We start from the raw sequence: 13,783 nt of genomic DNA, 5'->3' as shown, positions 1-13,783 counted from the left end.
GCTGCCCGTAGTCTGGTTGGATGACCGCACCGGAAGAGACCATCGTCCCCGTCGACACCGAATCGCAGCGCCGCCTGCACGAGAGCGGTTTGGACTACCGCATCGCCGATATGACGGTCGATGCCGACGCCGAGGGCTTCCTGCGAGCGGACGCCCGTGGCTTCCTCGATGAGGATCCCACCGAGGCGGTCGTGGCGCAGATGCGCGAGACGATGCGGGAGCGCCGGAACATCGGCGTCTACGACGAGTCCGCAGGCAGCTGGCCGATCGCCACGGTGAACTCCTGGGTGACTCCGCTGACCGTGCCCGGCGGGGAGATTCCGATGTGGGCGATCAGCTCGGTCACGGTCTCGGGAACCCACCGCCGCCGCGGGATCGCACGCGCACTGCTGGAGGGCGAGCTGCGCGCCGCTGCCTCGACCGGTGTCCCGGTCGCGGGTCTCACCGTGTCCGAGGCGACGATCTACAGCCGCTACGGCTTCGGATCCGCCGTCCCGGTCGCGCGCGTCACGATCGACACCAGGCGAGCAGGATGGACGGCCGAGCCGACACTGGGCCGTGTGGTGTACTCCGACAAGCAGACTCTCGCCGACGACCTGGAGACGCTGCACGAGCGCTCGCGCACGAGCCGCGCCGGTCAGGTCGCCGGCTGGCGAGGACGCTGGCAGCGCATGGCGGGCCTCGCCGAGGGCGACAAGGAAGCCGCGGAGGTCCGCGGCATCCGCTATCTCGACGCCGACGGCGTCGTGCAGGGAGCCATGGCGTACCGGCTCGCGGAGATCCCCGGCGCCTTCCGGGCCGAACTGCGGATCCGCACCATGCAGGCCGCCACGGATGAGGCGTTGCGCGCGCTGTGGCAGTTCACGGTCCAGCACGACCTCGTCGATCGTGCCGTGGTCGACCTGCGCCCGGTGGACGACCCGCTGCCGTGGCTGGTCGCCGACCAGCGCGCCGTGACGACCGAGGTACACGATCACGGCTGGCTCCGCGTGCTCGACGTGCCCGCGGCGCTTCAGGCGCGCACCTACCGGGCATCCGTCGATGCCGTGCTGCGGGTCGAAGACGTCCTCGGCTTCGCCGATGGCGTCTGGCGGATCACGGTCGACGCCGAGGGACGCACGACGGTGACGGCGACGGACGCTGACCCGCAGGTCACGCTCGGGATCGTCGAGCTTTCTGCGGCCTACGCTGGGGGAGAGCCGCTGTCGCGCCTGGCGGCGGCGGGCCGGGTGCACGGCGAGGACACCGCGATCGCTGCGCTGAGCCACGCCTTCAGCACCGACCCCGCACCCGTATTGGGCATCTGGTACTGACTCACAGGAGATGACGGATGCCGTCGCCCCGGATGGGGAGCGACGGCATCCGTCATCTCTGAATTCGAGCGATCAGCCGAGCGTCAGCGCCTCCTTGAGCAGCGCGACCTGCTCGACCGCGTGCACCTTCGACGAGCCCGTCGCCGGCGAGGCGGCGGCGGGACGCGTCACAGCGCGGAACTGACGGCTTCCGGGCACCGGCGCGAACTCGAGCGCCAGGAACGGCCACGCACCCTGGTTCTCGGGCTCGTCCTGCACCCACACCAGCTCGGCATTCGGGTACGAGTCGGTGATCGCCTTGAGCTCGTCGATCGGCGTCGGGTACAGCTGCTCCAGCCGCACCAGGGCGATCTCGGGGTTCGGGTTCTTCTCCAGCTCGGTGCGCAGATCCCAGTGGATCTTGCCCGAGTGCACCAGAACGCGCTTGACCGCGTTGCGGTCGAGACCGCGGTCGTCGTCGATCACCGGCTCGAAGCGGCCCTGCGTGAAGTCCTCCACCGCGCTGGTCGCACCGCGCAGACGCAGCATCGCCTTCGGGGTGAACACGATCAGCGGCTTGCGCGGACGACCGTACGCCTGGCGGCGCAGCAGATGGAAGTAGGACGCCGGCGTCGACGGGCGCGCCACGAACATGTTGTCCTGCGCGCACAGCTGGAGGAAGCGCTCCATCCGCGCGGACGAGTGGTCGGGGCCCTGACCCTCGTAGCCGTGCGGCAGCAGCATGACGACGCCGGACTGCTGGCCCCACTTCTGCTCGGCGGCCGAGACGTACTCGTCGATCACGGACTGGGCGCCGTTCGCGAAGTCGCCGAACTGCGCCTCCCACAGCACCAGCGCCTCGGTGTTCTCCACCGAGTAGCCGTACTCGAAGCCGAGTGCGGCGTACTCGCTGAGCAGCGAGTCATACACGAAGAAGCGGCCCTGGCTGTCGGAGAGGTTTGACAGGGGGAGCCATTCCTGACCGTTCGCGCGGTCGTGCAGCACGGCGTGACGCTGCACGAACGTGCCGCGACGCGAGTCCTGACCGGCCAGACGCACAGGCGTGCCCTCGACCAGGAGCGACCCGAAGGCGAGCAGCTCGCCGAAGCCCCAGTCGATGTTGCCCTCGCGGCTCATCTTCACGCGCTTCTCGAGCTGCTGCTGGAGTTTCGAGTGCACGGTGAAGCCGTCCGGCTTGTTGGCGTGCGCATCGCCGATGAGGTGGACGACCTCGAGCGGGACGCCGGTGACCTCTGGTGAGCCGACCTGCTCGCCCACCGGGCTGAGCTCCGGAGCGATCGGGGTCGCGCCGGTCTCGACGGCGTGCGTCTCGGCGAACGCGATCTCCAGACGGTTCTGGAAGTCGGCGTTGGCCTGCTCGTACTCCTCCTCGGTGATGTCACCGCGGCCGACCAGGCCGTCGGTGTACAGCTTGCGAACCGAGCGCTTCGCCTGGATCAGGTCCGTCATCAGCGGCTGCGTCATCGACGGGTCATCGCCCTCGTTGTGACCGCGACGGCGGTAGCAGACCAGATCGATGACCACGTCGCGGTGGAAGCGCTCGCGGTACTCGAAGGCGAGCTTGGCGACGTGGATGACCGACTCGGGGTCGTCGCCGTTCACGTGGAAGATCGGGGCCTGGATCGTCTTGGCGACGTCCGTGGCGTACACCGAGGATCGCGAGTCGTTCGGCAGCGTCGTGAAGCCGACCTGGTTGTTGACCACGACGTGCACGGTGCCGCCGGTGCGGTAGCCGCGCAGCTGCGACATCTGCAGCGTCTCGACGACGACGCCCTGGCCGGCGAAGGCCGCGTCGCCGTGCACGAGGATCGGCAGCCAGGCGAAGGTGCCGATGGGCTTGCGGTCCTGCTTCGCGCGGACGATGCCCTCGAGCACGCCGTCGACGGTCTCGAGGTGGGACGGGTTCGCAGCCAGATAGATCGGCAGCTCCTCGCCGTCCTCGGCGATGAAGGTGCCCTCGTTGCCGAGGTGGTACTTCACATCGCCGGAACCGCGCTGATTGCCCGGGGTCAGAGAGCCCTCGAACTCGCGGAACACCTGCCCGTAGGTCTTGCCGGCGATGTTGGTGAGCACGTTCAGACGGCCGCGGTGCGCCATTCCGATGGCGGCGCCGTCGAGGCCCGCTGTGGCGGCGCCCTGCAGGATCTCGTCCAGCAGCGGGATCAGCGACTCGCCCCCCTCGAGCGAGAAGCGCTTCTGGCCGACGAACTTCGTCTGGAGGAAGGTCTCGAACGCCTCGGCCTCGTTCAGCTTGCGGAGCACCCGCAGCTGCTCGTCATGGCCGGGCTTGACGTACTTGACTTCGACCTTCTCCTGGAACCAGCGGCGCTGCTCCGGATCCTGGATGTGCATGTACTCGATGCCGAGCGTCCGGCAGTACGAGTCGCGGAGCACCCCGAGGATGTCGCGCAGCTTCATGACGCGCTTGCCGCCGAAGCCGCCGGTGACGAAGTCGCGGTCGAGGTCCCAGAAGGTGAGGCCGTGGCTCTCGATCTCGAGGTCGGGGTGCGAGCGCTGCACGTACTCGAGCGGGTCGATGTCGGCCATCAGGTGGCCGCGCACGCGGTAGGAGTTGATCAGCTCCTGCACACGCGACTGCTTGTCGACGCGCTCGGCGAGGTCGACGGCGATGTCGGGGTTCCAGCGGATCGGCTGGTACGGGATGCGAAGGGCCGCGAAGACGTCGTCGTAGAAGCCGCGCTCGCCGATCAGCAGCTCGTGCACCTTCTTCAGGAACTCGCCGGAGCCGGCACCCTGGATGACGCGGTGGTCGTAGGTGCTGGTCAGAGTGATCGTCTTTCCGATTCCGAGCTCGGTGAGGGTCTTCGTGCTCGAGCCCTGGAACTCGGCCGGGTAGTTCAGGGCGCCGGCGCCGATGATGCAGCCCTGGCCCTTCATCAGGCGGGGCACCGAGTGCACCGTGCCGATGCCGCCGGGGTTGGTGAGCGAGACGGTGGTGCCGGCGAAGTCGGCCGCGGTCAGCTTGTTGCCTCGCGCGCGAGCGATGATGTCCTCGTAGGCGGTGAGGTACTCGCCGAACGTCATCGTGTCGGCGCGCTTGATGCTCGGCACCAGCAGAGCGCGGCTGCCGTCGGGCTTGGGCACATCGACGGCGATGCCGAGGTTCACGTGCGCGGGGGCGACGACTGAGGGCTTGCCGTCGACCTCTGCATAGAAGACGTTCTGGCTCGGGAACTCCTTGAGCGTCTGGATCAGCGCCCAGCCGATCAGGTGCGTGAAGCTCACCTTGCCGCCGCGGGTGCGGGCCATGTGGTTGTTGATGACGATGCGGTTGTCGATCATCAGCTTCGCGGGGATGGTACGCACGCTGGTGGCGGTCGGGACCGTCAGCGACTGGTCCATGTTCGCCGCGAGGGTCTTGGGCAGGCCGCGCAGCGGCGTGACCTTGTCCTCGTCGGTCGATGCTTCTTCGGCATCCTTCGTCTGCGGCTTCGGTGCCTGCGCGGGGATCGGGGCCTGCTTGGCGGGCTTGGCCGTGGTGCGGGCCACGGGCTGCGCGCCGATCACCGGGATGGGAGCGGTCACGGGGTGCGAGGGCTGTGCCGCGGCCGTCTGGCCGCTGGACTCGGGCGTGTAGTTCTCGAGCACAGGCCACCACTCCTTGTCGACGGAGTTGCGGTCCTTCTTGAACTGCTCGTACAGCTCGTCCACGAGCCACGAGTTGGCTCCGAACCCCCCGTCGCCACCGACGCCGGTCACCTGGTTCGACACGCTTTATCGCCCTCTTTCGTCGCTGAAGCTGTGCACGCGAACCGATGACGAGTGTTCCCCGCCGGTCGCGCACGTATAACAGTCATCAAGCCTAACGCCAATCCGCCTGTGGGACGCGTGCGCAACGGCCACAGCGCGCCCTGCTGCGAGTAGCGTGACATGCATGAAGTTCTCGGGTGAGCGGCCAACGGTGGATCTGACCTACTCCGATGTCTTCCTGGTGCCACGGCGTTCGGCCGTCAGCAGCCGCCTTCAGGTGGATCTGACGCCGCACGACGGCACCCCCGCGACGCTGCCGCTGGTCGCCGCGAACATGAACTCCGTGACCGGGCCCCGCCTCGCCGCCACACTGGCCAGACGCGGCGGGCTCGGCGTGCTGCCCCAGGATCTGCCGCTGCAGGAGCTCGACGAGGCGATCCGCTGGGTGAAGCGCCAGCCCGCCCGATGGGACTCGCCGCTGGTGCTCTCGCCGAGGGCGACGGTCGCCGAGGCGCTGCGGCTGCTGCCGGCAACGCCGGGGCACGGCATCGTCGTGGCCGAGAGAGCCGGAAACGCCCCGCTCTCGCAGGACGAGATCGTCGGCATCCTTCCAGCGACCAGACTCGCGACCGCGTTGCCGGATGCCGCTCTCGGCGACCTCGTGCGAGAACGCGCCCACGCGGTGTCGGCCGAGGACATCGAGGAGGGACGCGCCGCGTTCGATGTGATCGACGCGGTGGACGCTGAGATGGTGCTCATCCTCGAGCGCGGCCACCTCGTCGGAACCCTGAGCGCACGCACGGCACTGCGCACGACGCTATATCGACCGGCGGTGGATGACAGCGGCCGGCTGGCCGTCGCGGCGGCGATCGGCATCAACGGCGACGTCACCGGCAAGGCCAAGGCACTGGCATCCGCCGGCGTCGACGCGCTCGTGGTCGACACGGCGCACGGGCACCAGGAGGGCATGCTGCGGGCGCTGGATGCTGTCGCGAAGCTGGATCTGGGCATCCCGCTGATCGCGGGCAACGTCGTCACCGCCGACGGCGTGCGCGATCTGGTGGGCGCCGGCGCGTCGATCCTGAAGGTGGGCGTCGGACCCGGCGCCATGTGCACGACCCGGATGATGACGGCTGTGGGACGACCGCAGTTCTCCGCGGTGCTCGAGACCGCAGAGGCGGCGCGAGCCATGGGTGCGCACGTCTGGGCCGACGGCGGAGTGCGCTACCCGCGTGATGTCGCGCTGGCGCTCGCCGCCGGAGCCGCCTCCGTGATGGTCGGATCGTGGTTCGCCGGCACCATCGAGGCTCCGGGCCGGCTGCTGCACGACGAGCACGGGCGCGCCTACAAGGAGTCGTGGGGGATGGCATCCACCAAGGCGGTGCATGCGCGATTCGAGCGTCTCGATCCGTTCGAACTGGCCCGCAAGGAGCTGTTCGCAGAGGGCATCTCGTCGTCGATGATCTACCTCGATCCGCTGCGCCCGAGCCTCGAGGATCTGCTCGACATGATCACCTCCGGTGTGCGGTCCTCGTTCACCTACGCCGGTGCGGAGACGGTGCCGGAGTTCCACGAGCGCGCCCTCGTGGGGCTGCAGTCCAGCTCCGGCTACGAAGAGGGCAAGGCGCTGCCCGTCAGCTGGTAGCGCGCGTCCGATCATTCGTCACTGGTCGTCCTGTTGCAGTTTCCTGCATCTGCCGCATCGTTCGATGGCGCAGATGCAGGAAACTGCAGCGGATGCCACGATCGATCGTTCTGCACAGCGAGCGGCATTCCAGGAGTTGTGCACAGCCTCCGTGATCCGCGGACCACTCACTGTCCGTGTTTGCCACGATTCCGGGATGATCGACGAAGAACGCCCAGCTATCGACATCCGACGTGTGCGTGATCAGCCCGACGATCGTCCCGACTACCGAAAGCTGCGTCGCGCGATCGAATCGGAACGGGTGCACAGAGTCGGTCCGGGAGCCTTCGTGCGCACCGCCGAATGGCAGAAGCTGTCGCGGATCGACCGGCACAGGCTGAAGGTCATCGAGGCTGCCGACCGCATGCGGCGTCCGGCCGTGATCTCGCACTTCGCCGCCGCCAGTGTGCACCGCATGGACATCCTCGGTGCCTGGCCGGAGCGAATCGACGTGCGCGTGAGCGCGAGCAGCGGCGGTCGCTCATCAGGCCTCATACGTCGCCACAGCATCGGCATCGATGATGTGGATGCCGTCGCCTGGCGCGATCACCTGATCACGACACCAGCGCAGACGGCCATCGACATCGTGGCCGTGACCGATCATCTGCAGGGTGTCGTCGTGCTCGATCAGGCGCTGTGGGCGAATCGTCCGGGAGGGCCGCTGGCATCCATCGAAGAGCTCCGCGCGCTTCTTGAGAAGCGGGCGTCTCCGAAGGGTCGTGCGCGCATCGAGCATGCTCTGTCCGACGCGACCGCGTTGTCCGACTCCGTCCGAGAGACGCAGAGCAGAGTGTGGATCAGGCGTCTCGGCTTTCCCAGACCGATCCTGCAGAAGCCGTTCGCGCTGCCGCATGGAACCGCGCGAACGGACTTCTACTTTCCCGATCATGACCACATCGGCGAGTTCGACGGTGTGGGCAAGTACCTCGATCCTGCGCTGCTGGACGGGCGGACGCCCGAGCAGGCGCTGATCGAGGAGAAAGATCGGGCGGATGCCCTGGCGCGGCTCGTCCGTCGCGTGTCTCGCTGGCGAACGCCGGCGCTGCGACGACCCCGCGAGCTGTACGACATCCTGACCGCTGACGGGCTGCCGAGCACGCAGCCACCGCCTCCACGCTCGCTGTACTTGCGTCGCTGACGATGCTCGAGGGCGTTCTGCTGCAGTTTCCTGCATCTGCCGCATCGTTGGATGGCGCAGATGCAGGAACGTGCAGCGCGAGTGATGAGGGCGGATGCCCGGGCATCCGACTCCGCGAAGCGAACTGCGAAGACGCAACTCACACGCGCGTGTCTCACATCAGGATTCTGTAAGATCGAGCGCACTATGGACGACCCTCCCTCTTGTAGTACATCGCCCCACTGCCCGCTCCTGGTTGAGGTCGAGGACTTCAGCTGATGGAATTCCTGATGCTGGGCGTGGGGCTCCTGCTCATCGTGGGGACGGGACTCTTCGTCGCCAGCGAATTCGCGCTCGTCAATCTCGACAGGGCTGAACTCGAAGCGCGTCAGGCCCGCGGCGAGACCCGCCTGGGAATGACGATCCGGGCGCTGAAGATCACCTCCACCCACCTGTCGTCCGCGCAGCTGGGCATCACGCTGACCACGCTCCTGACCGGTTACACGATGGAGCCGGCGATCAGCACGCTGCTCGCGCCCCTGATGGAAGCGTGGGGCGTACCGGATGCCGCTGCCGTGCCGATCTCGGTGACGGTGGCCATGTTCATCGCCACCGTGCTGTCGATGATCATCGGCGAGCTGGTGCCGAAGAACTTCGCACTCGCGCTGCCGCGGCAGACAGCGAAGCTCGTCATCCCGTTCCAGACAGTGTTCACCGCGGTCTTCAAACCCGCGATCCTGCTGCTCAACGGCAGCGCCAACGGCGTGCTTCGCGCCATCGGCATCGAGCCGAAGGAGGAGCTGTCCGGGGCGCGCAGCGCCGAGGAGCTCTCCTCGCTGGTGCGCCGCTCCGCCAGCCAGGGCGTCCTCGAGAAGGACACGGCGACCCTGCTCGACCGCAGTCTGACGTTCGCGCGCCTGACGGCGGACGACATCATGACCCCGCGCCCGAGCATGCACCCGATCTCGGTCGGCGACTCCGCCGATGACGTCATCCAGCTCGCCCGCCGGACCGGCCACAGCCGGTTCCCGGTGTACGGCGACGACCTGGACGACATCACCGGAGTCGTGCACGTGAAGGCTGCCGTGTCGGTCCCGCGTGAGAAGCGCGCCGACGTCCCAGTCGGCGCTCTGGCCACCGAGCCGCTGCGGGTGCCCGAGACTGTGCACCTGGACGGGCTCGTCGCCGAACTGCGCTCGAAGGGCTACCAGATGGCCGTCGTCGTCGACGAGTACGGCGGCACCGCCGGCATCGTCACCCTCGAGGATCTGGTCGAGGAGATCGTCGGCGAGGTCTCGGACGAACACGACCGCTCCCGCGCCGGCATCGTCCGCCGCGAGGGTTCGATCACCTTCCCCGGTGAGCTGCGCCCAGACGAGCTCCTCGCCCGCACGGGCATCGAGGTGCCCGAGGGCGATGTGTACGACACCGTCGGCGGCTACATGATGAGCCTGCTCGAGCGGGTGCCGATCCTCGGCGATCAGGTGCGCGTCGAGAACGGCACTCTCGTCGTGGTGCGGATGGACGGCCGACGCGTCGATCGCGTGCGGTACACCGCCGATCCTGTTGAAGACGAGACGGAGGTGGACCGATGAGCGACTGGATGGGACTCGTCTGGCTGGTCGTGCTTCTCGCGGCCAACGCCTTCTTCGTCGGCGGTGAGTTCGCGGTCATCTCCGCGCGCCGCTCGCAGATCGAACCGCTCGCCGAGCGCGGCTCCCGCGCCGCGAAGACCGCACTTTACGCCATGGAGCACGCGACGCTCATGCTGGCGACCTCGCAGCTGGGCATCACGATCTGCTCGCTGCTGATCCTGAACGTCTCAGAGCCGGCGATCCATCACCTCCTAGAGATCCCGATGCACGCGATGGGCTGGGACGAGTCGGTCGTATCGGTGACGTCGTTCATCATCACCCTCGCCCTGGTGTCGTTCCTGCACGTGGTGTTCGGCGAGATGGTGCCGAAGAACCTCGCGTTCTCGATCCCTGATCGCGCGGTGCTCGTGCTCGCACCGCCGCTGGTGTGGGTCTCGCGCGTGTTCCGCCACGTGATCTGGGCGCTCAACGGCATCGCCAACGCCGTGCTGCGCCTGTTCCGGGTGGAGCCCAAGAACGAGGCCGCATCGACATTCACGATCGAGGAGGTCGCGACGATCGTCGACCGCTCCCGCCGTGAGGGCGTGCTGGCCGACACCTCGGGCGCCGTCGCCGCGGCGGTGGAGTTCACCGACAAGAAGGCACGGGATGTCGCTGTGCCGTTCGGCGAGCTCATCACGCTGCCGGAGACCGCCACCCCCGACGACGTCGAGAAGGCGGTCGCGCGATACGGGTTCTCGCGGTACGTGATCGTCGATGCGGAGGGCGCTCCGGTCGGCTACGTGCACCTGAAGGACATCCTCCGGGCATCCGAGGGAGCCGACTCGAGCGGCGTCGTCGATCAGCCGCTGCCGTCCAAGCGCATCCACCACATGGTGCCGGTGCACGAGGACACCGACCTCGAGGACGCGCTCGCCGCGATGCGCCGCGCTGGCCGCCACCTCGCCAAGGTGCGCGACAGCAGGGGCGAGACGACCGCCGTGCTCTTCCTCGAGGACATCCTCGAGGAGCTCATCGGCGAGGTGCAGGACGCGACTCGTCGCGGATATCCGGGACGCTGAGTTCACTCCGGCATCCGGTGCTCACCGCATCGGATGCCGGGGTGCGCCGCTCAGCGCCAGCGGGCGCGCAGGTACTGCGAGGGCCACTGGACCGGCGCGCCCAGCTCGTGCGCAGCGCGCAGGGCGAAGTGCGGATCGCGCAGCCACTCGCGGCCGGCGAACACCGCGTCCGCCGCGCCTGAGGCGAGCACCTGCTCGGCCTGTGCACCCGAGGTGATCACGCCCACCGCTCCGGTGCGCACGCGCCCCTCGGCGCGCACGGCCGCCGCGAGCGGCACCTGATAGCCGGGATGGATATCGATGCTCTGGTGCGCGACGAGTCCGCCGCTGGAGACGTCCACCAGGTCGGCGCCGGCCTGGGACGCCCAGCCGGCGACCTGCGCGGCCTCCTCGGGGACGAACCCGCCGTCGGCGTGGTCGGTCGCCGAGATCCGCAGGAAGGTCGGGATGCCCTCGCCGGCGCTCTCGCGCACGCTGCGCAGCACGCGCAGCACCAGGCGGGCGCGGTTCTCCAGCGACCCGCCGTATTCGTCGGTGCGCAGGTTCGACAGCGGCGAGAGGAACTGATGCAGCAGGTAGCCGTGCGCGCCATGCACCTCCAGCACGTCGAATCCGGCATCCACTGCGCGCCGGGCGGCATCGGCGAATGCGGCGACGACCTGGTCGATGTCCTCGGCGTCAAGGGCCTCCGGCCGATCGAACCCCTCGTACGCGACAGCGGACGGCGCCTTCGTCACCCAGCCGCCCTGTGCATGCGGCACGGAGCCGCGCTGCTCGGCCCACGGCCACCACGTCGACGCCTTGCGGCCGGCATGGGCCAGCTGCACCCCGATCAGTGCGCCGCGCTCGTGCACGTCATCGACGATCTCGCTCCACGCTTCGCCCTGCTCATCGGTCCACAGCCCCGTGTCGCGCGGCGAGATCCGCCCCTCGGGCACGACGGCCGTCGCCTCGGCGAGGATCAGACCGGCACCGCCGGAGGCAAACTGCGAAAGGTGGGCGCGGTGCCAGCGCTGCGGCACGCCGTCGACTGCGCTGTACATGCACATCGGCGAGACCCACAGCCGGTTGCGGAAGGTGCGCTCGCGCAGGGTCATCGTGGAGAAGAGGAGGCTCACACGACGACGCTACCGCGCGTGGGCGCGGGCGGTCCGCGCTAGCGTGGAGGCATGCTCCGCGAGTGGACGAGGGACGACACCATCGGATTCCTGCGCGTGCCGACGGCCGCCGATGACAAGTACTCCCGCGGGGTCGTCGCGCTGCGCACCGGATCCGCCGCGTACCCGGGCGCCGCAGTTCTCGGTGTCGAGGCGGCATGGCGAGCGGGCGCGGGGTACGTGAGATATGTGGGCGACGCGAAGGATGCCGTGCTCGCGCGGCGCCCGGAGACGGTCGCGACGACCGACCTCGGCGACGCTCGCGTCGGTGCGTGGGTGATCGGGTCGGGAACGGATGCCGCCCATCGCAGCGACCATGAGCAGCTCCTGCTGCGGCGGGTCCTCAGCGGAAAGGCGCCCGTGGTGGTCGATGCGGGTGCTCTCGACCTTGCAGTCGACGCGAGCGCACCGGTGCTGCTCACACCGCACGCAGGAGAGCTCGCGCGCCTTCGCGAGCAGCTCGGCCTTCGCTCGCCCGACGTGACGGATGCCCCTGATGCCCGGAATTCGCTGCAGCGCGCGGACGCGGTCGCGGAGACCTCTGAGCGGGTGGGGGCAGCCGTGCTGCTGAAGGGGGCGCGGACGCTGATCGCCGCACCGCATGCCGTCACCATCGCCGTGAGCAACGCCCCGCACTGGCTCTCGACGGCCGGCACCGGCGATGTGCTCGCAGGCGTCCTCGGGGCGCTGATCGCCGCGAATCCCGACCGCCCGCTCGCTGAGACCGCCGCGGCGGGCGCCTGGCTGCACGGGCATGCGGCCGCGCTGGCATCCGGCGCCGTCGGCGGGGCGGTCGGGCATCCGATCGTGGCACTCGACGTCGCCGAGGCTCTGCCGCGCGCCATCGCGGACCTGCTGTCATGATCGCCGATCGCGGTCGACGGGCGACCGCATGAGGATGCGCGCCGCCGCACTGTGGATCTCGTTCATCGCGGCGCATGCCGTGGTGGCCTGGCTGGGCTGGGTGCTGCCGAATCAGCCGATGGGCGACGTCGTGCTCGTGTACGAGCCGTGGTCCACCGCCGCGGTCAGCGGCGGCGCAGTCATGGGCATCACCGCCGTGTGGGTGTATCCGCAGCTCGCCCTCGTTCCCATGCTGCTGGCCCGACTGCTCGCCGTGCCGCTCGTCCCGCTGCTCGGCCTCGATCAGGCCTATCTGATCGGCTGGGCGATGCTGGTGACGCTCTGCGACCTGCTGGGATTCGCCGTGCTGGTGGGGCGGGCTCGGGTGCGCCGACGCCGCGCGGCGGGGTGGTTCTGGACCGCCGGACTGGTGCTGCTCGGCCCGATCGCGCTGTATCGCCTGGACGCGATCACCGTGCCGATCGCGATCGTCGGCGGCCTGTGGCTGGCCCGGCGACCCGCGGTCGGCGCCGCGCTGCTCACCGCGGGCGCGTGGATCAAGATCTGGCCGGGCGCGATCGCGCTCGCCGCGATCGCCGCGGGGCGTCGATCCCTTCGCATCGCCGTCACGGCTGCGGCGGTCAGCGCGGCCCTGATCGTCGTCTTCTTCCTGCTCGGCGCCGATCAAGAGCTGTTCGGCTTCCTCACGACCCAGAACGACCGCGGTCTGCAGATCGAGGCTGTCGCGGCGACGCCCTTCCTGTGGATGGCTTCGGCGGGCGCGGCAACCATCGACTACAGCATCCACATCCTGACGTTCCAGATCGGCGCACCCGGCGTCGAGATCATCGCCTCCTGTCTCACGCCCCTGATGCTGATCGCCGTCGCGGCGATCGTGGCACTCGGTGTGTGGCGTGCACGGCAGGGCGCGCCCTGGCAGCGGCTGCTGCCGCCACTCGCTCTCGCCCTGGTCACGGCGCTGATCGTGACGAACAAGGTCGGCTCGCCGCAGTTCCAGACCTGGCTGATCGCCCCTGCCATCCTCTGGATCGTGTTCGATCGAGCGCGCGCACACATCGCGGCGGCACTGGTGCTGATGCTGTGCGCCCTGGCCTTCGCGGTCTACCCGCTCACCTACGACGGTCTGCTGCACGCCCACGTGCTGCCGATCGCACTGATCACTCTGCGCAACGTACTGCTGATCTTGCTGCTCGTCATCGCGGTGCGCGCCGCGTGGCGCGTCCGCCCGACGCGCGTGGCGCGTTCCGCACAGCTCACCCGTTCCCGCTGACCGAATCATCC

Annotated in this window: 9 protein-coding genes; 7 read left to right on the top strand and 2 right to left on the bottom strand. The window is 69.0% G+C overall.

Annotated elements, in window-relative coordinates:
• Positions 1-20 precede the first annotated feature (20 nt).
• On the top strand, positions 21-1,313 hold the full coding sequence (locus ACQUSX_RS04210; RefSeq protein ID WP_428905710.1) for a GNAT family N-acetyltransferase: 1,293 nt from the start codon (positions 21-23) through the stop codon (positions 1,311-1,313).
• Between the two features lie 72 nt (positions 1,314-1,385).
• Here ACQUSX_RS04210 and ACQUSX_RS04205 read toward each other — a convergent pair whose 3' ends face one another.
• Entirely contained in the window at positions 1,386-5,045 is a 3,660-nt protein-coding gene (locus ACQUSX_RS04205; protein ID WP_428905709.1) for a multifunctional oxoglutarate decarboxylase/oxoglutarate dehydrogenase thiamine pyrophosphate-binding subunit/dihydrolipoyllysine-residue succinyltransferase subunit, read from the bottom strand.
• A 163-nt stretch (positions 5,046-5,208) separates the two neighbouring features.
• Here ACQUSX_RS04205 and guaB1 point away from each other — a divergent pair, with 163 nt between their 5' ends.
• From guaB1 to ACQUSX_RS04185, 4 genes are all read left to right on the top strand, one after another.
• Positions 5,209-6,669, top strand: coding sequence for a GMP reductase (guaB1, locus tag ACQUSX_RS04200; RefSeq protein WP_428905708.1), 1,461 nt, complete (start codon positions 5,209-5,211; stop codon positions 6,667-6,669).
• A 196-nt stretch (positions 6,670-6,865) separates the two neighbouring features.
• Positions 6,866-7,846 (top strand): hypothetical protein, encoded by a 981-nt coding sequence (locus ACQUSX_RS04195; RefSeq protein ID WP_428905707.1) that lies wholly within the window; start codon positions 6,866-6,868, stop codon positions 7,844-7,846.
• 257 nt (positions 7,847-8,103) lie between these two features.
• Positions 8,104-9,420: a hemolysin family protein gene (locus tag ACQUSX_RS04190; protein WP_428905706.1), complete on the top strand. Its 1,317-nt coding sequence runs from the start codon at positions 8,104-8,106 to the stop codon at positions 9,418-9,420.
• Complete coding sequence (locus tag ACQUSX_RS04185; RefSeq protein WP_428905705.1) at positions 9,417-10,481, top strand: hemolysin family protein; 1,065 nt, start codon at positions 9,417-9,419, stop codon at positions 10,479-10,481. Before ACQUSX_RS04190 ends, ACQUSX_RS04185 begins: the two co-directional genes overlap by 4 nt.
• Before the next feature lie 50 nt (positions 10,482-10,531).
• Here ACQUSX_RS04185 and ACQUSX_RS04180 read toward each other — a convergent pair whose 3' ends face one another.
• Positions 10,532-11,599: an NADH:flavin oxidoreductase/NADH oxidase gene (locus ACQUSX_RS04180; RefSeq protein WP_428905704.1), complete on the bottom strand. Its 1,068-nt coding sequence runs from the start codon at positions 11,597-11,599 to the stop codon at positions 10,532-10,534.
• Between the two features lie 51 nt (positions 11,600-11,650).
• Here ACQUSX_RS04180 and ACQUSX_RS04175 point away from each other — a divergent pair, with 51 nt between their 5' ends.
• Complete coding sequence (locus ACQUSX_RS04175) at positions 11,651-12,502, top strand: ADP-dependent NAD(P)H-hydrate dehydratase (RefSeq protein WP_428905703.1); 852 nt, start codon at positions 11,651-11,653, stop codon at positions 12,500-12,502.
• Between the two features lie 28 nt (positions 12,503-12,530).
• On the top strand, positions 12,531-13,772 hold the full coding sequence (locus ACQUSX_RS04170) for a hypothetical protein (RefSeq protein WP_428905702.1): 1,242 nt from the start codon (positions 12,531-12,533) through the stop codon (positions 13,770-13,772).
• Positions 13,773-13,783 lie beyond the last annotated feature (11 nt).

Origin of the sequence: Microbacterium alcoholitolerans (assembly GCF_050408615.1) — a bacterium.
Taxonomy (GTDB): domain Bacteria; phylum Actinomycetota; class Actinomycetes; order Actinomycetales; family Microbacteriaceae; genus Microbacterium.
The sequence above is the reverse complement of the archived record's forward strand: the minus strand, read 5'-3'. Positions and strand labels throughout refer to the sequence as shown.